Source organism: Streptococcus sp. 2154, from assembly GCF_013277255.1.
Classification (GTDB): Bacteria; Bacillota; Bacilli; order Lactobacillales; family Streptococcaceae; genus Streptococcus; species Streptococcus pseudopneumoniae.
This window is the reverse complement of sequence record NZ_VMMK01000034.1, coordinates 34,988-54,951: the sequence shown is the minus strand read 5'-3', so window position 1 is coordinate 54,951 and position 19,964 is coordinate 34,988. Positions and strand designations below refer to the sequence as shown.

The 19,964-nt window shown below is 35.0% G+C and carries 18 protein-coding genes, 1 tRNA gene and 3 pseudogenes; 6 read left to right on the top strand and 16 right to left on the bottom strand.

Features of this window, described 5'->3' with window-relative positions; genetic code table 11:
* Window positions 1-156, top strand: a pseudogene (locus HT693_RS06865) (IS630 family transposase); the annotation flags it as partial.
* A gap of 4 nt (window positions 157-160) precedes the next feature.
* Here HT693_RS06865 and HT693_RS12045 read toward each other — a convergent pair.
* The 16 genes and pseudogenes from HT693_RS12045 to HT693_RS06795 form a co-directional block, all read right to left on the bottom strand.
* Window positions 161-286: pseudogene (locus tag HT693_RS12045) on the bottom strand (sigma-70 family RNA polymerase sigma factor); the annotation flags it as partial.
* Between the two features lie 119 nt (window positions 287-405).
* A complete protein-coding gene (gene ftsH / locus HT693_RS06860) occupies window positions 406-2,364 on the bottom strand; it encodes an ATP-dependent zinc metalloprotease FtsH (protein WP_000744568.1) in 1,959 nt (652 codons plus the stop codon).
* A 34-nt stretch (window positions 2,365-2,398) separates the two neighbouring features.
* Window positions 2,399-2,941 carry a hypoxanthine phosphoribosyltransferase gene (gene hpt, locus HT693_RS06855; RefSeq protein ID WP_000892174.1) on the bottom strand — a complete coding sequence of 181 codons (543 nt, stop codon included), beginning with the start codon at window positions 2,939-2,941 and terminating at the stop codon, window positions 2,399-2,401.
* A gap of 4 nt (window positions 2,942-2,945) precedes the next feature.
* Window positions 2,946-4,223 (bottom strand): tRNA lysidine(34) synthetase TilS, encoded by a 1,278-nt coding sequence (tilS, locus tag HT693_RS06850; protein WP_172925063.1) that lies wholly within the window; start codon window positions 4,221-4,223, stop codon window positions 2,946-2,948.
* On the bottom strand, window positions 4,220-5,488 hold the full coding sequence (locus HT693_RS06845; protein ID WP_138700408.1) for a serine hydrolase: 1,269 nt from the start codon (window positions 5,486-5,488) through the stop codon (window positions 4,220-4,222). Before HT693_RS06845 ends, tilS begins: the two co-directional genes overlap by 4 nt.
* Entirely contained in the window at window positions 5,481-5,603 is a 123-nt protein-coding gene (locus HT693_RS12265) for an SP_0009 family protein (protein WP_000429334.1), read from the bottom strand. The genes HT693_RS06845 and HT693_RS12265 overlap by 8 nt, the downstream gene beginning before the upstream one ends.
* 4 nt (window positions 5,604-5,607) lie before the next feature.
* Window positions 5,608-5,976 carry a septum formation initiator family protein gene (locus HT693_RS06840; RefSeq protein WP_000041914.1) on the bottom strand — a complete coding sequence of 123 codons (369 nt, stop codon included), beginning with the start codon at window positions 5,974-5,976 and terminating at the stop codon, window positions 5,608-5,610.
* A complete protein-coding gene (locus HT693_RS06835; RefSeq protein ID WP_001234978.1) occupies window positions 5,969-6,235 on the bottom strand; it encodes an RNA-binding S4 domain-containing protein in 267 nt (88 codons plus the stop codon). Before HT693_RS06835 ends, HT693_RS06840 begins: the two co-directional genes overlap by 8 nt.
* A 57-nt stretch (window positions 6,236-6,292) precedes the next feature.
* The gene (gene mfd, locus HT693_RS06830) at window positions 6,293-9,796 is read right to left on the bottom strand and encodes a transcription-repair coupling factor (RefSeq protein WP_172925062.1); all 3,504 of its coding nucleotides are present in this window, start codon (window positions 9,794-9,796) and stop codon (window positions 6,293-6,295) included.
* Entirely contained in the window at window positions 9,797-10,366 is a 570-nt protein-coding gene (pth, locus tag HT693_RS06825) for an aminoacyl-tRNA hydrolase (protein ID WP_172925060.1), read from the bottom strand.
* Between the two features lie 72 nt (window positions 10,367-10,438).
* Window positions 10,439-11,554: a redox-regulated ATPase YchF gene (gene ychF, locus HT693_RS06820; RefSeq protein ID WP_054414571.1), complete on the bottom strand. Its 1,116-nt coding sequence runs from the start codon at window positions 11,552-11,554 to the stop codon at window positions 10,439-10,441.
* 83 nt (window positions 11,555-11,637) lie between these two features.
* Window positions 11,638-11,832, bottom strand: a complete 195-nt coding sequence (locus HT693_RS06815) for a DUF951 family protein (RefSeq protein ID WP_000285186.1) — start codon at window positions 11,830-11,832, stop codon at window positions 11,638-11,640.
* 64 nt (window positions 11,833-11,896) lie between these two features.
* The gene (dnaN, locus tag HT693_RS06810; RefSeq protein WP_172925058.1) at window positions 11,897-13,033 is read right to left on the bottom strand and encodes a DNA polymerase III subunit beta; all 1,137 of its coding nucleotides are present in this window, start codon (window positions 13,031-13,033) and stop codon (window positions 11,897-11,899) included.
* A 158-nt stretch (window positions 13,034-13,191) separates the two neighbouring features.
* The gene (gene dnaA, locus HT693_RS06805) at window positions 13,192-14,553 is read right to left on the bottom strand and encodes a chromosomal replication initiator protein DnaA (protein ID WP_061438534.1); all 1,362 of its coding nucleotides are present in this window, start codon (window positions 14,551-14,553) and stop codon (window positions 13,192-13,194) included.
* Between the two features lie 212 nt (window positions 14,554-14,765).
* Window positions 14,766-15,524, bottom strand: a complete 759-nt coding sequence (locus HT693_RS06800; RefSeq protein WP_000410378.1) for a ParB/RepB/Spo0J family partition protein — start codon at window positions 15,522-15,524, stop codon at window positions 14,766-14,768.
* Window positions 15,525-15,581: 57 nt separating this feature from the next.
* Window positions 15,582-16,763, bottom strand: coding sequence for a S1C family serine protease (locus HT693_RS06795; RefSeq protein ID WP_000681604.1), 1,182 nt, complete (start codon window positions 16,761-16,763; stop codon window positions 15,582-15,584).
* Between the two features lie 182 nt (window positions 16,764-16,945).
* Between HT693_RS06795 and rlmH the strand changes: the two genes are divergently transcribed.
* From rlmH to comE, 5 genes and pseudogenes are all read left to right on the top strand, one after another.
* Window positions 16,946-17,425: a 23S rRNA (pseudouridine(1915)-N(3))-methyltransferase RlmH gene (gene rlmH, locus HT693_RS06790; RefSeq protein ID WP_000695932.1), complete on the top strand. Its 480-nt coding sequence runs from the start codon at window positions 16,946-16,948 to the stop codon at window positions 17,423-17,425.
* A 40-nt stretch (window positions 17,426-17,465) separates the two neighbouring features.
* Window positions 17,466-17,539, top strand: a tRNA-Arg gene (locus HT693_RS06785).
* A gap of 164 nt (window positions 17,540-17,703) precedes the next feature.
* The gene (gene comC / locus HT693_RS06780; protein WP_000799687.1) at window positions 17,704-17,829 is read left to right on the top strand and encodes a competence-stimulating peptide ComC; all 126 of its coding nucleotides are present in this window, start codon (window positions 17,704-17,706) and stop codon (window positions 17,827-17,829) included.
* Between the two features lie 20 nt (window positions 17,830-17,849).
* Window positions 17,850-19,175, top strand: a pseudogene (gene comD, locus HT693_RS06775) (competence system sensor histidine kinase ComD).
* Complete coding sequence (gene comE / locus HT693_RS06770) at window positions 19,172-19,924, top strand: competence system response regulator transcription factor ComE (protein WP_000866065.1); 753 nt, start codon at window positions 19,172-19,174, stop codon at window positions 19,922-19,924. Before comD ends, comE begins: the two are co-directional and overlap by 4 nt.
* Window positions 19,925-19,964: the final 40 nt, after the last annotated feature.

Genomic DNA, 19,964 nt, shown 5'->3' with positions numbered 1-19,964 from the left:
AAAGAAATTCGAAAACGAGGTTTCAAAAATAAGGCTTTCCAAACATTGGAAGCCGTCATTGATAAGCTTCAAGAAGTTATTCAAGGACTGGAAAAAAGCGTTTTAAAGTCCACTGTCAGCAGACAATGGACAAGGTTGCTTTTTGAAAATGATTGAGTATAATCAATTCATATAGACATATCATTCCCTCTTGGTCCCAATCCGACAATTCCCATAAATGAAGGTAATATTCATTTCTACACTTATACACAGTCCCTTGGACTTCTTCATACAATTCTTTAATCATAATTTTCCCCTTTCTAGATACAGTCTAACAGATTAGAAACACTTTTGGTACATTTCATCCATTCTGCACCCTTTAGCTCCTCAACTGCACAAAAAAGAGAGGTCTTGCCTCTCGTTGGGTTATTTTTCATCATTCATTTTTGACTTTACTTCATCATAAGATAATGCATGAGATTCCTCTTCTACTGCTTCAGGCATCTTTCCTGTTTCATAGAGAGATTTAATTTGTGTACTATCCAATGTTTCGTATTTCAATAGTGCTTCTGCAATCAACTTGTGAGTTTCACGATTTGACTGAATAATTTCAGCAGCTTTATTTCGTGCTTCATTCAATAATAAACGAACCTCTTCGTCAATTTCATAAGCTGTTTGTTCTGAAATTGATTTTTGAGGACTCTGTGCACCAAACATAGCATGATTTCCTTCATATTGTACTGGGCCAAGTTTTTCACTCATACCGTACTCTGTAACCATTGCACGCGCCATTTGTGTCGCCTGTTCAAAGTCGTTTGAAGCTCCTGTAGTTTGGACATTAAAGATAATTTCTTCAGCTACACGTCCACCCATTAAGCCAGCCAATTGCTCTTTCATATCTTCTTTAGATAGAAGCATTTGATCTTCTTTAGGAAGTGCAATCATGTATCCGCCTGCACGGCCTCTTGGTACAATTGTAACCTTATGAACAACGCGGGCATTCGATAAGACTAGGCCAACAATGGTATGTCCTGCCTCATGGTAGGCAACCAATTCACGTTCTTTTTGTGAAACTGTCTTATCTTTCTTAGAAGGTCCAGCAATCACTCTGTCTTCTGCTTCATCAATATCTGAAGCATCAATTATCGATTTATTGCGACGAGCAGCAACCAAGGCTGCTTCATTCAAGACATTCTCTAAATCAGCACCAACAAAGCCTGGAGTTTGTTGAGCCACTAATTTCAAATCAACATCTTCTGCTAAAGGCTTGTTCTTAGCATGAACTTTCAAGATTGCTTCACGACCTTTAACATCAGGGCGACCAACCAATACTTTTCTATCAAAACGTCCTGGACGTAAAAGGGCAGGGTCTAGTACATCTGAACGGTTTGTCGCAGCAATGACGATAATCCCTTCATTTCCCTCAAAACCATCCATCTCAATCAAGAGTTGGTTCAAGGTTTGCTCACGTTCATCATTTCCTCCACCGAGGCCGACACCACGTTGGCGACCAACAGCATCAATTTCATCGATAAAGATGATAGCTGGCGCTGCTTTTTTGGCATCTTCAAAAAGAGAACGAACACGACTAGCTCCAACTCCGACAAACATTTCTACAAAATCAGAACCTGAGATACTCAAGAATGGAACACCTGCTTCTCCGGCGACTGCTTTAGCAAGCAAAGTTTTACCTGTTCCCGGAGGTCCCTCCAGAAGGACACCTGCTGGAATACGAGCCCCAAGTTTTGTAAATCGTTTTGGATCTTTTAAGAATTCAACAACTTCAACTAGTTCTTGTTTTTCTTCCTCAGCTCCAGCAACATCTGAAAATCTTACTTTAATATCTTCTTTATTTGCAGCTTTAGCCTTACTACGTCCAAAACTCATTGGATTACGGCCATTTCCTCCTCCCATATTTCCCATCATAGAGAATAGGAAGAAGAATAGAATTCCAAATGGCACAATGGATACGAGTAGATTAATCCACATACCACTTGAACTTTCATGCTTAACAGTTACTTCTGCTTTATGGTCAGTAGCAAGTTTTTGCAATTCTGATACGGTAGTATCTGCAGGAAGAATAGTGCTGGTAAATTTCTCTACCTTAGTAACAGATGGCGTGAAAAACTGAATGCCTGTTTCTTCTCTACTTGTTTTAGGATTTTTATAAACACCCGAAACTTCGATAACACTGCCATTTGGTTGGTAGGTTAATTCTTTTACATTGTCATCGGTAATTTCTTTTACCAATTCTGTATAATTAATTTGCTCACTTTTCCCTGCAACACTACCTGTACTAAAATACTGGTAAGCTGTAACTAGGAAAAAAATAAGTAATAACCATAGAAATGGATTTTTAATTAAACCATTATTTTGTTTTTTCATTAAAAATTATTCTTTCTAAAAAAAATTATTCTTTCTAATTTGAATACACGTCTTCTTTCAATACTCCAACATAAGGAAGATTACGATAATTTTCTTTGTAGTCTAAACCATAACCTACTACAAACTCATTTGGGATAGTAAAGCAGGTATAGTCTGCCTCAATTTCTACAACACGTCCTTCTGGTTTATCCAACAAGGTTGCAATCTTAACAGAAGCTGCTTCTCTTGCAATAAACATATCTCGCAAATTCTTCAAAGTTTGACCTGTATCAATGATATCTTCTACAAATAGAACATGTCTTCCTTTGATATCTTGAGTCACATCTTGTTTAATATTGATAACACCACTACTTGCTGTTCCACCATGGTAGCTAGAAACCATCATGAAGTCCATTTCAATATGTGTATCAATATGTTTAACCAATTCAGCCATAAAAGGAATAGATCCTTTTAAAATCCCGACTAAGATTGGATTTTTTCCTGCATAGTCTTTAGTGAGTTGAGCACCTAATTTTTTAGCAGCTTCTGTAATTTCATCGTGTGAAACGAGAATTTTTTTAATATCGTTTTCTAACATTTTTTTACCTATCTATTTTTTCTATATAAAGTACAGTGTTCATTATATCATTTTTCGTGTTTTTACTCAAATTACTGGTCGCAATTCCCAAAATTGAGACAATTTCACCAAATTGCTCAATAATCAGAGCAGATTTTCGCTTTTCCATAGGGATTTTCAAATCAATAAAGAGACGTCTGAGTTTTTTTCTATGCCCATTTTGAATCAAAACATCTCCTGTTTTTCGATGACGAATGTGTATGGATGTTTCACGTGAAACAGGTATTTGTTGAATTGATTCACCTTCTAATGGAAGTCCAAAAGAAAATAAATATCCTTGATAAGCTACCTGATTTTGATAGTGTAACACAAGTTCATCTTCCTTTTCATCAGCCTGCGGACTGATTTTACAAATCTGAAACTGTTGGTACTCTTTTATCAATTCATAGCCATTTTTAAGTGGATGACGATACTGGCTTTTAGATTTTAAAATCTGCCGAACTTCAGCAAACTGCACTTTTGTAAGATTCAAATCTGGAAAACGATTCAGATAAGTTTGAAGTAAAACTCTTTGTGTAGACTCAGAGTAAGAAAATAACTGCTGTAAATCTTCCACATTAATATTGTTAGATAATTCAGCTATTGCCAAATCATAATCTAAAATTTCATTGCCAATGCCTAAGATTGCATCCCTAAATCGAGGATTTTCTTTTTCCAATTCTGGTAAGTAAGAGTTTCGAATACGATTTCGAAAATAATGATTTTTCTTATTTGATGTATCTTCAAAGTGAAAAATTGGTGGAAAGTCTTTTTTCTGGAAATGCAAGAAGGGCCGAATAAGTTCTATCTCTCCGACTACTTGCTTCTCCTTAATTCCTGATAGATAGCGCAAGCGAGTTCCTCGAATCAAGCGCATCAAAATCGTTTCCACCTGATCATCCGCATGGTGGGCAGTGACTAAAGCTGTCGCACCTGTCTTTTTCATAACCTCTTGAAAAAAATCATAACGAAAATTTCGTGCACGCGCTTCTGAAAATTCTCCTGAAAAATTGCTGATATAAATAGGAAGCTCTGCTTCAGCAGCCAACTTCCTTAATTCCTTTTCTTCCCAATCTGATTCAATTCTCTGCTTATGATTCACATGAGCCAGAATCAATTCAATCTCTAACTCTTTTTGATAAGTAGACAATACCTTAAATAGAAACATAGAATCTAATCCACCAGAAAGAGCTAGAACCGCCTTAGCATGCTTTTTGAAATATCCCTTCTTAAGAAAATGATTTAAAAAATCTTGTTCCCTCATTTTAGAACCTCATAAACATCCTTGGCTATCTGAGAAATCGTATCATAATCAGAATTCTTAGTGAAAATAGAAAGAATAAATGGAGAATCTGCGTAGACAACACCCGTATCATGCTTAAATTCGTCCGCATCCCCAATTTTATGAGCTACCTTCACAGAAACACCTTTGGCAATTCGCTGATTATCAAAATCTGTTTTAGTCAAAGACTCTAGCACAAATCCATTTTGGTTATAAATAGCTTCCATGACCTTCCCGGCCATCTTGGAAGAAATCAATTTTTCTTTTAGATCCCAATCATCTCCCATAATGGCAGACATCTTGGATTTGAATGTGGCATCAGATTGGTTTGAAATGTAATAACCCAATAGATTATGAGCTACATTATCAGATTCTTTAGATACTTTTGTGATTAAGTCCTTGAGAGAATACTCTTTATTATCCTCTTTTTTAGGAAGACTACCACTTCCTTCTGGTTTATAAGAACCTGGAAAATCATTGACTGCTGATACGTATTTTACAGTCGTATCTAACTGATAAAGACCCTCATTTATTTTTTCTTGCGCATAATAGAGATAAGGGAGTTTCAAAATACTAGCTGCATACATCTTTTCATCTTGATTGATACCAGCTTCTTTTCCATTAGTCAGTTGCTTAACATAAATAGAGAATGAATTCTTCTGATATTTTTCAGATAACATTTCTTGAACTTTACTCATCCGATTATCTTCTTCAGAAGTTGATTCCTTATCTACCCATCCAGCCTGATCAATATGTAGAAATTCTTTTCCTTCTACAAACATGGTCTTATCGATTGATACTTGCGAATAAGCTGATGAGGATGATTTCACTTCTTTTAAATCATAAGGGCTATTATACAGTTTAAAGTCAGATTCTAACCATACTTGTTTTATTGTTGGAGTCACCTCTGACTGATCATATAAAAATCGTTTGTCTGCAGCAATAAATTGATGGTTGGATAGCTTAAATACCGGAATTCCTTGTTTATTTAAACGCCACTCGGTTATTTGAAAACTTGTTTTGGGAGTTAATTTTCCAGATTCCACTACTAAATCTTCATTCGCATAAACAGGAACCTCTCCATAAACCATAGGAGAACTTAATTTTTCTCTAAAATAAATACCAAAGTCAGATTGTGAAAGGTAATAAATTTCTTTCGAAGTATAGACGACTTCTTTTTCTGTGCTAACAACTTTTGAAATGGTCAAAAAACTTGGTAGCAACAAAATAATTAAGAATTTACGCATTCTTCCTTTCCTTTTCTTCTTGTAAACGCAATAATTGATTTTTATCAGCCAATTCTTCCAGCTTTTCATCTGACAAACTCAAAAATTGCTCTATTACGTCTAGTAAATTTTCCATTTTATCACCTTTGAAGCAAGTCAGGAATCGTATAAACTATTTCCCTCGACTTAGAATAATAGTACTTCGCTCGTGTATATTTGGCAGCATAATCCTCATCTTTCAACTTGGTAGCAAATGCTGTCTCCTTATCCTTTTCATCACTCAAAGTTTGATACTGAGTTTGCAATTCTGATAGTTGCTGACGTCGTTGGAGTAATTGCTGATAACTCTGCGCTAAATTAAAAGTTGGCAAGATAAATAATAGCATAATCAAAATCAATACCCACCCCATAAAACGATTCCGTTTTTGTCGTTCTTTCATCAGGTAGCGACGACGTTGATATTCATTTTGGATAAAAGAATTATTCAATTGTACGATATTTTTAGACATTTTCTTCTACCCGTGTTTCACTGATAATTTCATACATGCCTGCTGCATCTTCTTTTTTTGTACTATCTTTCATCTCTAGTACTTTGACAAGTAGCAACTTATTGCCAAAGCGAATTTCAACTTGGTCATTAACTTTCAAGTCCGTTGAACTTTTGGCCAAGATTCCATTCACCTTGATTCTACCTTTATCTGCTACTTCCTTTGCGACTGTACGACGCTTGATAATTCGCGATACTTTTAAATATTTATCTAATCTCATCCTTATTACCTCAATTTATTATTGTACCATTTTTATCTATTTTATAGAAGAAAAATATCAAATGGAATTTTCTTTCTTAGACTCTTTTATCTCTAGTAAACTTTCTCCAAAAATCATCAGTCCTTCTAAAATTTCATAATCCTTCTTATTTCGAACATCAAATACAAGCTCCATTAATCCCTTATTCTCAGCGATGCCTGCTTTTAAGTTCGTTGCGGATAAAGCTTTAAAATAATCTTGAGCTAAAAACAGTCGTTGAGTGACTTTTTCAAATTGGATTGTAACTTTATTATCTTTTCTTTCCACACGTTGAACAAAGACCTTGTCCAAGTATGATTTGACCAAACCAATCTCTAAAAGATAGGCTACTACGTCTGGGTACTCTCCAAATCGGTCCATCAACTCTTCTTGTAACTCTTCATAGTTAACACGGTTGTCAATTTGACGAATTTTCTTGTAAATTTCAATCTTATGTCGTTGATCAGAAATATAAGTATCAGGAAGATAGGCATCAATTTGCAAAATCAACTCAGCATTCCCTTTGGTTCTTGTGTTAGCATTACCGTTTCGTTTAGCAATAGCTTCCTCTAATAACTGCGAATACAATTCAAAACCAACAGAATCAATGAAACCAGACTGGGATTTTCCTAGGAGATTCCCTGCTCCACGAATCGAAAGATCTCGCATAGCAATCTTAAATCCGGATCCCAATTCTGTAAATCCTTTAATCGCTTCTAATCTCTTTTCAGAGACTTCACTAATTGATTTTTCTGGACGATACATTAGATAGGCATAAGCAATACGATTACTACGACCGACTCTTCCTCTTAGCTGATACAAGGTTGACAAGCCCATATGGTCCGCATTTTCAATAAATAAAGTATTGGCATTTGGAATGTCCACCCCTGTCTCAATAATGGTAGTCGTCACCAAAATATCGTATTGTCCCTCAATAAAGTCTAGTAGAGTATTTTCTAACTGGATTTCACTCATTTGTCCGTGAACATAACCAATCGAAGCCTCTGGAATCAACTCCTGTAATTCGGAAACTTTCTGGTCAATCGTGTCAACTTTATTGTAAAGATAGTAAACTTGACCTCCACGCTCCATTTCACGTAAGACAGCATCACGAATGACACTATCATTCTTTTCCAAAACATAGGTTTGCACTGGATAACGATTAGTCGGCGGAGTTTCAATAACAGACAAATCTCTGATTCCCAGCATAGACATATGAAGGGTACGAGGGATTGGCGTAGCTGTCAAGGTTAGGACATCTACTTGTTTTTTCAGTTCTTTCAAAGTTTCCTTATGCTTGACACCAAATCGTTGTTCTTCATCAATAATCATCAAGCCCAAATCAGAAAACACAACATCTTTTGACAGAACACGATGTGTTCCAATTAAAATATCGACTTGACCGTTTTTCAATTTTTCAAGTGTTTCAGTCTGCTCTTTTTTACTTCTAAAGCGACTCAACACATCAATATTAACTGCAAAATTTTGGAATCGTTCCTTAAAATTCGTATAGTGCTGTTGCGCTAAAACCGTCGTCGGAACTAGAACGACAACCTGTTTGTGATCATTGACAGCCTTAAAGGCTGCACGCATTGCAACTTCAGTCTTTCCAAAACCAACATCCCCAACCAATAGCCTATCCATTGGCTGAGAATCTTGCATATCCCTCTTGATTTCCTCAATACTACGAAGTTGATCATCCGTTTCAACATAAGGAAATGCATCATCAAAAGCATGTTGATCTTCATCATCAGCTGAAAAAGCAAAACCCTTCAACTGACTACGCTCAGAATAGAGTTTGATTAAATCGTCTGCTATATCCTCTACCTGGTTCTTAACTTTTTGCTTTGCTTTTTTAAAATGACCGTCATTTAATTTATTGAGTTTTGGAGCTTTCCCATCACTTGAAACATATTTAGACAGTAGATGAATCTGTTCTACTGGGATAGAGATTTGATCCTCGTTTTGGTATTGAACACTAACATAATCACGATGAATCCCTTTGATTTCAATGGTTTCAATTCCTAGGTATTGACCAATTCCATGAATGTGGTGAACAACGTAGTCTCCTTTTTCAAGTTCATTGTAATCTTTTAATCTCTCTGCGTTTGAAACATGTTGTCTTCGAAAACGACGTTTCAATTTCTTTTGAAAAATCTCATGTTCAGTTATCAATAAAACCTTTTCATCTACAAAATGAAAACCATATCTGAGATTTCCCTCAATTAAGTTTACAGATTGTTGACAGATTCTTGACTTATCTCTGGAATCCAATTTAATCTGATATTCCTCTAATACATCCTCCAATGTTTTACTTCCCATTGAATTGCTAGACTGCAGAATAATGGTGTAATTCATTTTTTTATATCGCTCAATTTCTTCTTTTAGAAAAGAAAATTGATTGAAAAACTCCTGCATAGGATATTGATTAAATTGATAAATTTGGTCAAACTTGAAATTTCCTAACCCCTTTTGCAGATTAGAGAAAAAGGTAACCGGACTCTGTTTTTTATAGATTTGCTCTGTATCAGCAAAATACTGCATCTCAGAAAATGCTTTACTGTTCTGTAATTCTTCTGTAAAGTATTGCGCTAATTCTCTTTCAAAGACTTCATACTGATTCATTAATTTTTGGTAATCATCAAAGAATATTGGAGTATCTTTTTCAATATAGTCAAATACAGTCCATGTCTTATCATAGCATAAAGATAAAAATTTCCGTGAATCAGAATGAATTTGTTTTTGGTGAAAACTTGAAAGAATTTCTTCTAAGTATGATTTTAAAATAGGTGATAACGTTTTTGAAATTTGTTTTTCTAAAGCTGACTGACCTCGTTGATAATCCTTTTCTCTCAAAAGCATATCACTAGCTGGAAAGATGGTGAGTTCTGTCTGATTTTCTTTCGATAATTGTGTTTCGACTTCAAATGACCTGATACCATCAATTTCATCACCAAAAAACTCAATTCGGCAAGGTTCTAACTGGGATATTTCAAAAATATCTAAAATATCTCCTCGCAGACTAAATTCACCCTGAGTTTGTACTTGAGTAACTTTTCGATAGCCTATTTCCTTTAACTGATGGATAAGCGCATGTTGGTCATATTCTTCACCAAGTGAGATTTTTACAATACTATCTTTGAATACATTGGGAGACGGTAAAATCAATCGACTTGCTGCGATATTACAAACTAAAATCCCTCTCTTAGATGAATCAGTCAAAAAACGCAAGGCTTCAACCCGTGAAATGATTTTTTCTTGTGAAGACATCAAAAACTCCACCATAGGAGTATCATCTACCAAAAATGGATAGACAAATTCCTCACCCAAGATAGATAGAAGATCACTAACAAGTCCTTCTGCTTCTCCATAAGTTGACGTCAACAATACAATCTTATCTTCTTTTTCTAAACTGCTTGCAATTGCAAGAGCCTTAGTAGACGTTGATAAACCAAGTATCAGTTGTCTTTTCTTATCTGTTAAATTTTGATGCCATTTTTTGATCTGATTATTTTCTGAGAATAAATCTAATAAGGTCACCATTTATCCATTATACCTCTGCATTGTTTTCTCAAAATTTTTCTCTTGTAAATAGTAGTTTACAGAATCGTCAACCTTGTTAATAGACTGTAAAATACCGATATAATCATCCCTGTCAAACTTACTCAAAACATGGTGAACAACTGACATACCATTTTTAGGTCTCCCGATTCCAATCTTAACACGGTCAAAGACCTGAGTTCCAATATGCTGAATAATAGACTTGATACCATTGTGACCACCTGCGGATCCCTTTGCTCTTAAACGAATCTTTCCAACTTCCATGTCAAGGTCATCGTAAATGATAAGTAAATCTTCAATATCCAAACCATAGTAAGTCAATAAAGCATGAACTGCTTTTCCACTTTCATTCATAAAGGTCGTTGGTTTGACAAGATAAATTTTTTCTCCATTGAAGAAAAAAGATGCTAAATCAGCTTGAAATATCTTATCGTGTGTAAAAGTGATATTCTGTTTCTTCGCTAATTGGTCAATCAACATGAAACCAACATTGTGTTTTGTTTCAAAATATTTATCCCCTGGATTTCCCAAGCCTACAAGTAATTTGGTCATTTATTTTTCCTTTCAAAAGCCAAAAGGGTTGGAATTTTTTTTCCAACCTAATTGACACCACTTATTAATTTTTTAGACATTAAAGCGGAATTCCATGATATCGCCATCTTGAACGATATATTCTTTACCTTCTTCACGCAAGCGTCCAGCTTCTTTTACGGCCTTTTCAGATCCGTATTTCACTAGATCCTCATATGACATGGTTACTGCACGAATAAATCCTTTTTCAAAGTCTGAGTGGATAATACCAGCTGCTTGAGGAGCCTTCATACCACGTTTGAAGGTCCAAGCGCGAACCTCTTTTTCACCAGCTGTGAAGTAAGTTCCCAGTCCAAGCAAGTGGTAAGCTGCACGCGTCAACTTATCAACGCCTGATTCTGTCAAACCAATGGCTTCAAGAAACTCTTTTTTATCTTCATCGTCCAATTCAGAAATTTCTTCCTCAGCACGCGCAGAAATAACGACTACTTCAGCATTTTCGGTCGCTGCAAATTCACGAATTTGTTTAACATAGTCGATAGAGTCAGGTTCTGAAACCACATCCTCGTCAACATTAGCAACATAGAGCACTGGTTTAGTCGTCAAAAGGAAAAGACCTTTTACAACCTTTTGTTCCTCATCTGTAAATTCAATAGTTCGAGCTGATTTCCCATCTTCAAGGACTGGTTTAATCTTTTGAAGAACATTAAACTCAGCTACTGATTCTTTATCTTTTTGCGTACGTGCCATCTTTTCTACACGCGCATATCGTTTGTTCACCGATTCTAAGTCAGCAAGAATCAATTCTAGGTTAATGGTGTCAATATCGGCAAGTGGATCTACAAAGTCGTCTTCACGTCCTTGCTCGCGCATCACATTTTCATCATCAAAAGCACGAACTACGTGAACAATCGCATCTACTTCACGAATATTGGCCAAGAATTTATTCCCTAGCCCTTCTCCTTTTGAAGCTCCTTTTACAATCCCTGCAATATCTGTAAATTCAAATGTTGTTGGCACTGTCTTTTTAGGAGTAATCATTTCAGTTAGTTTTTGTAGGCGTTCATCTGGAACTTCAACCATTCCAACGTTTGGATCAATCGTCGCAAATGGGTAGTTTGCTGCCTCTGCTCCTGCTTTTGTAATTGCATTAAATAGTGTTGATTTACCAACGTTTGGCAAACCAACGATACCTGCTGTCAAAGCCATATTTCTCATTCTCCGTTTTCATTTCAATCCCTAATATTATAACACAAAAAGGGATAAAGTGCTAACCCTCTAACTAAGGGTTCTCAGTCAATAATTTTATTCATTTTTCGATCAAAATCATAGCGTCCCATCATGACAACATGGTCACAATTACTGCATTTTATTTTGATATCTGCTCCTACACGTGTAATTTCCCAACGATTAGCTTTTTTGCCTGTTGACTTGATGGTGCAAGCATGTGGTTTTTTCATCTCAACAAAATTTCCAACTTGATACATACTACTCTCCTTTTCTTTTTCGATTATATCATAAAAGAGGCGAGCTAAGCTCAACCTCTTTCACTTAATTAGTACGAACTGGTGTAATGAGCTGCATGAAGTCTTCGTCAGTATCTGCTGGCACAAGAGTAAATGGACGAACAGCTGAGATAAAGCTAATGGTCACCTTTTCGCTATTTAAAGCTTTAAGAGAATCAATCAAGTAAGTTGGGTTGAAACTAATGGTCAAATCATCCCCAGTAACCTGGTCAGTATCGATTTCTTCGTTTACTTTACCAACTTCTGGAGAGTGAACATGGGCACTAACAACCCCATCTTTAATTTCAAGTTTCACAGTACCATTTTGAGTCGCACTTGATAAAAGACGAGCACGTTCCATTGACTGGCGTAAGTTTACCACATCAAAAGTAATAGTAGTGTTAAAGTCTGTTGGAATCAAGCGATCTGTATCAGGATAGTTTCCTTCTAGGAGACGAGTATAGAAGCTAATATTTTCGCTTCTAAAGAGGATTTGGTTATTGGCAAAGAAAATCTCTACAGTTTCGATATCATCTGTAAATACCACTGAAAATTCGCGTAGAGAACGGCTAGGAATCACGACATCAAAATCATCACTATTTTTCTCAAGCGTTAATTTTTTCTGGCTTAAACGATGAGAGTCTGTTGCAACTGTTTTTAGCTCCTTGTGTTGACTCAATACAAAATGAACACCTGTTAAAATTGGACGACTCTCTTGGGTACTTGCAGCAAAAGCTGTTTCATTGATAATTTTCTTGAGTAATTTTGTTTCAAGAACCAAAGGAGTGCTTGCTGAAATTTCTTGGATTCGTGGATATTGTTCGCTATCTTTTCCTTTTAGGGTAATTTCTGATTTTCCACTGGTTAAAACAATTTGATTTTGTTCAATTTCTTTAAAATCAAGAGTCACATCAGGTAGACTAGATACAACATTGATAAAGAAAGAAGCTTCAAGAAGGATCGAACCTAAAGAAGTAATTAACAAACCAGCATCTTCATTTTTTTGAGAAATAAAATTTTCAATTGAAATCTGACCATTTGAACCAATTAAAGTAACCCCTTCGTTTGTCACGTCAATTTTGACAGTTGATAAAATAGGAATGGCATTTTTAGAACTAATAGCTCTCTTAGTAATATTTAATGCTTGTAGAAATAAATTTTTATTAATTGAAAAATGAATCATGGATTCTCCTTTATTTATTTTTAGTATTAGAAGGATAATAGTAATAATAGAGTCTGTGAAATCTGTGGAAAACAGACTTTAAACAAGTCATATCAAGTTTTTGGGCTTGTTTAAAAAATGTGGATAAAAAAGATAATAAAGTAAAAGTTATCCACAAGTTATTTGATTTTCTTTTTGATTGATTCAATTTCTAAGCGTAAATTATCGTCTTCATCAATCAAAGATTTAATTTTAGCATGGGCATGAATAACTGTTGTGTGATCTTTACCACCAAATTCCTTACCAATTTTTGGAAGACTATTATCTGTTAGTTCTCTAGATAAATACATGGCTACTTGACGGGCTAACACAATATTTTGAAGGCGTCTACTTCCCTTCATTTCTTTGACGCTGACACCATAAAAGTTACCAACTTCATTTTGGATTTTATCAATTGGGATAACGAGCATTTGGCTAACATCTTGTTTGCGAGCTCTAATGGCTTCTGCAGCAATATCAATAGTGATATCCTTGATGTTTTTTACTCGGGCAATTAAAGTGATGTCGTTGATAGCTCCCTCAAGATCTCGAACATTTGAATCAAATTGCCCAGCTAGGTATTCTAGAGTATCACTTTGGAAATTGTAGCCTAAATGTTCCGTTTTACTTTGTAAAATGGCAATACGTGTTTCAAAGTCAGGGGGTGTAATAGTTTGTGTTAATCCCCAACTAAAGCGCGTGACAAGCCTCTCCTCGAGCCCTTCTAAATGTTTTGGACTACGATCACTGGTTAGGACAATCTGTTTTTGCTTGTCATGAAGGGCGTTAAAGGTATTGAAAAATTCTTCCTGAGTTGCAACTTTTTTTCCGCTGAGTGACTGAATATCATCGATTAACAAAAGATCAAGACTGCGGTAGGTCTTTTTAAACTTTTCCATTTCCCCAAGTCTTAGGTGATCCAGAAAGTCATTAATAAAGCTTTCAGCAGGGATATATTTAACACGCGCATTCGGAATATTTTTTAGAATTTCATTTCCAATAGCGTTTAACAGGTGAGTCTTACCAAGCCCAGGTCCTCCATAGATAAAAAGAGGGTTATAGGTCAGAGCCAAATCTTCAGAGACAGCCAAAGCAGCTGATACAGCCCAAACGTTTCCATCCCCTTGGATAAAATTATCAAAGGTATACTTTTCTTTTAATCCCGTATCCGAATAAGGAATAGATGCTAACTTTGGACTATAGTCATAAAGAGTTGAATTTGTAGCTTCTTCAACTTGTGAGATAGCCGTATCTTGAGGTTTAGTGAAAATATAGTGAGGAGTAATCTCAGCATCATAAATTTCAAATCCGGCAACTACAATAATATCTTTTAGTTGTTTTTCCCAGACCATTTCCATTTCAGATCGTGGTAAAAATATAGTGGCAACATTTTCCTCTACCTTGATGAGTTCAGCTTGAATAGCATAGAAATCATACATGGATCGAGTCAGTCTTTCTTGAGCAAATTCTAATATACGATTCCAAAATTGTTTTTCTTTCAATCCTTTCTCCTCCTTTACTATTTAAAAGTTTAATACTAGAGATATTTTACCATAGATAGCAAGAATTTTCCACAAGCTGTGAAAAATAATCCACAATGTTACCAAACTTTATCCACAGGTTGGGGATAAAAGAAAAAATTATTGATTTATTAAGCTTTTTATCGAAAAACATAGTGGATAACCTTGTGAGATAAAAAAATAAAAGAACAGCCTTATTTCAGGCTGTTGATAATTCTACTATATTCTTCTTGATTTGAAAAAGAAATAATGATTTTTCCACTGTCTTTTTTAGATAGTTTAATTTCTACATCTAATCCGAGTAGTTTTCTTAACTGTTTTTCTTCATTTTGTATGAAATGATTCGTTTTTTGCTGTTTCTTTTGTTTTTTCTCTGTCAGAAGAGCTTCTAACTTCCTTACAGAAATATCTTCTTCTATAATCCGTTGAAAGAAATAGTCTTGTTGTTCCTTATTTAACCCAACTAGGGAACGCGCATGGGCTTGTGATAGTTTGCCATTTTCTACTTCTGAGAGAATCTGTTCTGGCAAGGAAAGTAAACGAATGGAGTTGCTGATATATGGACGAGACTTGCCCATTTTATCTGCAATTTCAGCATGGGTGAATCCTTTCTCTACGAGAGATTCATAGGCGCGTGCTTCTTCTATTGGGTTTAAATTTTCTCTCTGTAAATTTTCAATAATGGACTGAACCATCATCTCTTGGTCTGAAATCTGTTTAACAACAGCTGGGATAGACCGTAGACCAGCTAAAAGTGAAGCCCGATAGCGTCTCTCTCCTGCAAGGATTTCATAACCAATAACAGGAGATTGACGAACAATAATCGGTTGAATGACCCCATTTTCTTTGATAGACTGTGCTAGTTCATCTAGTTTTTCTCTATCAAATTCTTTTCGGGGTTGATAGGGATTTTTTTGTATATCTGTGATAGAAATCATTTCAAATTTTTCCATGATTCTACACTAACACATCTTTTCTCTTATGTAAAGCTTTCTTTACATAGATGTCAATTAAGATTCTAAATCACCTGAACTCTTGTCAAGTTTAATAGATGTAGTTTCTTCTTTACCGTTGCGATAGTAAGTGATCTTAATGGTGTCTCCGATAGAATGATTGTAAAGAGCACTTTGTAAGTCTGTTGATGAAGCAATCTCTTTGTCATCTACTTTTGTAATTACATCGTATTTTTCAAGGTGACCATTGGCAGGCATATTACTTTGTATCGAACGAACAACTACACCAGATGTAACATTACTTGGAATATTGAGTCTTCTGATGTCGCTTGTACTCACATTAGATAAATTAACCATCTGGATTCCCAAAGCTGGACGCGTCACTTTTCCGTTTTTTTCTAACTGTTCAATAATATTGATAGCATCATTTGCAGGGATTGCAAAACCAAGACCTTCTACAGATGTTCCTCCATTTGTGGCAATTTTACTTGAGGTAATTCCGATAACCTGTCCTTGGATATTGATCAGTGGGCCACCAGAGTTACCTGGATTAATAGCAGTATCAGTTTGGATGGCTTTTGTAGAAATGGCTTGTCCATCTTCAGATTTTAAAGATACATTTCGATTAAGACTAGATACGATACCTTGAGTGACAGTATTTGCATATTCAGAACCTAACGGACTACCAATGGCAATAGCAGTTTCTCCTACGGTTAACTTGCTAGAATCACCAAACTCAGCTACTGTTGTCACTTTTTCTGAAGAGATTTTGACGACAGCAATATCAGAGAAAGTATCCGCTCCGACAATTTCTCCAGGTACTTTAGTCCCATCTGATAATCGAATATCTACTTTGCTAGCGCCATTTATAACGTGATTGTTGGTGACGATGTAAGCTTCTTTATCATTCTTTTTATAAATAACGCCAGATCCCTCACTAGAGATTTGCTGAGAATCTGTATCAGTCTCATCATTGCCAAATACGCTATTTTGTCTATTTGCTGAATAAGTAATAACGGATACAACGGCATCTTTTACTTTATTAACAGCCTGTGTTGTTGAATTTTCGTTCTTATAGGCAGTTTGTGTAATAGTACTATTGTTGTTAGAGTTGTTTACACTACTTTTTTGAGTTAGTTGAGTTATTGAAAAACTACCCAAGGCTCCACTAAAAAAGCTAATGACGATAACGACTAATAATTGAAACCATTTTTTGTAAAATGTTTTTAGATGTTTCATATTTGCCTCCATATGTTTGAATTACTGAAAGTATAAACTGACTAGCTTAATTATAACTTAAACACAAAAGTTTTACACAAACTGTGGATAACTCTTTTGAAGCTGTGATTTTCTTAATTGAAATCTATTTTTTATTTTGTGAATAAGATGTGAAAAAATAGAGAATATGTTAGAATAGAGTCATGAAAATTAAAGTTGTAACAGTTGGGAAACTGAAAGAAAAGTATTTAAAAGATGGTATCGCAGAGTATTCAAAACGAATTTCTAGATTTGCTAAGTTTGAAATGATTGAGCTATCAGATGAAAAAACACCAGATAAGGCCAGTGAATCAGAAAATCAAAAGATTTTAGAAATAGAAGGTCAGAGAATTTTATCAAAAGTTGCTGACCGTGATTTTGTTATTGCATTAGCTATTGAAGGGAAAATGTTCTCTTCAGAAGAATTTAGTAAGCAGTTAGAAGAAGCTTCTATAAAAGGATTTTCTACTCTTACCTTTATTATTGGGGGAAGTTTAGGATTGTCATCAGCTGTAAAAAATAGAGCCAATCTTTCTGTCAGTTTTGGTCGCCTAACCTTGCCCCATCAGTTAATGAGACTAGTTCTTGTTGAACAAATCTATCGCGCTTTTACGATTCAGCAGGGATCACCCTATCATAAATAAATTGACTTTTAATTGAATTTTTGGTAGAATAATTGTGTTAGGTCTCATAGCTCAGCTGGATAGAGCATTCGCCTTCTAAGCGAACGGTCGCAGGTTCGAATCCTGCTGGGATCAATATAATAGCAAAGCTGGGAATTTTCCCGGCTTTTTTCTTAAAAAAGTACACTTTGGGAGAAAAAAATGACAGTTGAGAGAATTTTATCTAAAACGAAATTCCATTTTGTATAATGGTTTTTGTAAGTTAGCTTACAAGAAAAAACATTTTAGGAGATTTTATTATGAAAAACACAGTTAAATTGGAACAGTTTGTAGCCTTGAAGGAAAAAGACTTGCAAAAGATTAAAGGTGGGGAAATGAGACTTCCAAAAATCCTCCGTGATTTTATTTTCCCAAGAAAAAAGTAATAAAATAAGGGGAAAGAGTAATGAATTTATTTGGATTTGGGACAGTTATTGGTCATTTTTTAATTATTAGTCACAGTTACCGTTTAATTTGTAAAGGTCAAATAAAATCAAAGGAACTATATTTTTTTGGTCTCTATACATTACTAGTAGAAGCAGTACTTGAACTTTCCTTTTATCTTCTATATTTAGATGAAATAGTGATTGAAAGATTTTTATTTCCTTTGGGCCTATATTCCTATTTTCGATGGATTAAACAGTATGAGAGGGATAGAGGACTATTCCTAAGTTTACTACTATCTCTTTTATATGAGAGCACTCATAACTTTCTGTCCGTAACTTTCTCTTCTATAACAGGAGACAATTTTGTTTCACAATATCATGCCCCATTCTTTTTCGTTGTAACGGTGTTGACCTATTTTGTTGTCTTAAAAATCATTCATTATTTCCATTTGGAACTAGCCTATTTTGACAAAGACTACCTCTATCCTTTCTTGAAAAAAGTATTTTTTGCCTTACTACTGCTCCATATTGTATCTTTCGTTTCAGATATGGTAAGTACGGTTAAACATTTGAATAGTTTTGGAAGTATTTTGTCATCTATTGTTTTTATCTCGTTACTTTTGACCTTCTTTGCAATGAATTCGCATAAAGAACAAATGGAAAAAGAGATTGCTTTGAAGCAGAAGAAATTTGAACAGAAACATTTACAAAACTATACAGACGAAATTGTCGGACTGTATAATGAAATCCGTGGTTTTCGACATGACTATGCTGGAATGCTTGTCAGCATGCAGATGGCAATTGACAGTGGTGATTTACAAGAAATTGACAGAGTTTACAATGAAGTTTTGGTCAAAGCTAATCACAAACTGCGTTCAGATAAGTACACTTACTTTGATTTGAACAACATAGAAGATTCAGCTTTATGAAGTTTGGTTGCTCAGTCCATTGTCTATGCTCGAAATAATGGTGTAGAGTTTACACTGGAAGTAAAAGATACGATTACCAAGCTCCCAATTGAACTATTGGATTTGGTTCGTATTATGAGTGTTTTATTGAACAATGCTGTCGAAGGATCGGCTGATAGTTATAAAAAGCAGATGGAAGTAGCAGTTATTAAGATGGAAACTGAAACAGTGATTGTGATTCAGAATTCATGTAAAATGACGATGACTCCTTCAGGAAATCTATTTGCCTTAGGATTCTCCACTAAGGGAAGAAATCGCGGAGTCGGATTAAATAATGTGAAGGAACTACTAGATAAGTACAACAATATTATTTTAGAAACAGAGATGGAAGGCAGTACATTTAGACAAATCATTAGATGTAAGAGGGAATTTGAATGAAAGTTTTAATTTTAGAAGATGTTATTGAACATCAAGTGAGACTAGAGAGAATATTGGATGAAATTTCGAAAGAATCGAATATTCCAATATCATACAAGACAACGGGAAAAGTCCGTGAATTTGAAGAATACATTGAAAACGATGAAGTAAATCAGCTTTATTTCCTAGATATTGATATTCATGGAATTGAGAAAAAGGGATTTGAAGTGGCTCAGCTCATTCGTCATTACAATCCTTACGCTATTATCGTCTTTATCACCAGTCGATCAGAGTTTGCGACTCTAACCTATAAATACCAGGTATCAGCCCTAGATTTTGTTGATAAGGATATCAACGATGAGATGTTTAAGAAGAGAATTGAGCAAAATATCTTTTACACGAAGAGTATGTTACTTGAAAATGAAGATGTGGTGGATTATTTTGACTACAATTACAAGGGAAATGATTTAAAAATCCCTTACCATGATATTTTGTATATTGAAACGACAGGAGTCTCTCATAAATTACGTATTATTGGTAAGAATTTTGCCAAAGAGTTTTACGGTACTATGACAGATATTCAGGAAAAGGACAAACATACTCAGCGATTTTATTCTCCTCATAAGTCATTTTTGGTAAATATAGGCAATATTAGAGAGATTGATCGAAAAAATCTAGAAATTGTTTTCTATGAAGATCATCGTTGTCCTATTTCAAGATTAAAAATTAGAAAATTAAAAGATATTTTAGAGAAAAAATCTCAGAAGTGATTGACAATTAGCAAGAAATTGATATAATGGTTATATCTGC

Excerpts from the sequence above, each read along its gene's own strand:
- hpt (WP_000892174.1), bottom strand. The coding sequence starts at position 2,941 with ATGTTAGAAAACGATATTAAAAAAATTCTCGTTTCACACGATGAAATT.
- HT693_RS12265 (WP_000429334.1), bottom strand. The coding sequence starts at position 5,603 with ATGGAAAATTTACTAGACGTAATAGAGCAATTTTTGAGTTTGTCAGAT.
- tilS (WP_172925063.1), bottom strand. The coding sequence starts at position 4,223 with ATGAGGGAACAAGATTTTTTAAATCATTTTCTTAAGAAGGGATATTTC.
- HT693_RS06795 (WP_000681604.1), bottom strand. The coding sequence starts at position 16,763 with ATGAAACATCTAAAAACATTTTACAAAAAATGGTTTCAATTATTAGTC.
- HT693_RS06835 (WP_001234978.1), bottom strand. The coding sequence starts at position 6,235 with ATGAGATTAGATAAATATTTAAAAGTATCGCGAATTATCAAGCGTCGT.
- mfd (WP_172925062.1), bottom strand. The coding sequence starts at position 9,796 with ATGGTGACCTTATTAGATTTATTCTCAGAAAATAATCAGATCAAAAAA.
- HT693_RS06800 (WP_000410378.1), bottom strand. The coding sequence starts at position 15,524 with ATGGAAAAATTTGAAATGATTTCTATCACAGATATACAAAAAAATCCC.
- HT693_RS06845 (WP_138700408.1), bottom strand. The coding sequence starts at position 5,488 with ATGCGTAAATTCTTAATTATTTTGTTGCTACCAAGTTTTTTGACCATT.
- comE (WP_000866065.1), top strand. The coding sequence starts at position 19,172 with ATGAAAGTTTTAATTTTAGAAGATGTTATTGAACATCAAGTGAGACTA.
- ychF (WP_054414571.1), bottom strand. The coding sequence starts at position 11,554 with ATGGCTTTGACAGCAGGTATCGTTGGTTTGCCAAACGTTGGTAAATCA.
- HT693_RS06815 (WP_000285186.1), bottom strand. The coding sequence starts at position 11,832 with ATGTATCAAGTTGGAAATTTTGTTGAGATGAAAAAACCACATGCTTGC.
- HT693_RS06840 (WP_000041914.1), bottom strand. The coding sequence starts at position 5,976 with ATGTCTAAAAATATCGTACAATTGAATAATTCTTTTATCCAAAATGAA.
- rlmH (WP_000695932.1), top strand. The coding sequence starts at position 16,946 with ATGAAAATTAAAGTTGTAACAGTTGGGAAACTGAAAGAAAAGTATTTA.
- ftsH (WP_000744568.1), bottom strand. The coding sequence starts at position 2,364 with ATGAAAAAACAAAATAATGGTTTAATTAAAAATCCATTTCTATGGTTA.
- pth (WP_172925060.1), bottom strand. The coding sequence starts at position 10,366 with ATGACCAAATTACTTGTAGGCTTGGGAAATCCAGGGGATAAATATTTT.
- dnaN (WP_172925058.1), bottom strand. The coding sequence starts at position 13,033 with ATGATTCATTTTTCAATTAATAAAAATTTATTTCTACAAGCATTAAAT.
- comC (WP_000799687.1), top strand. The coding sequence starts at position 17,704 with ATGAAAAACACAGTTAAATTGGAACAGTTTGTAGCCTTGAAGGAAAAA.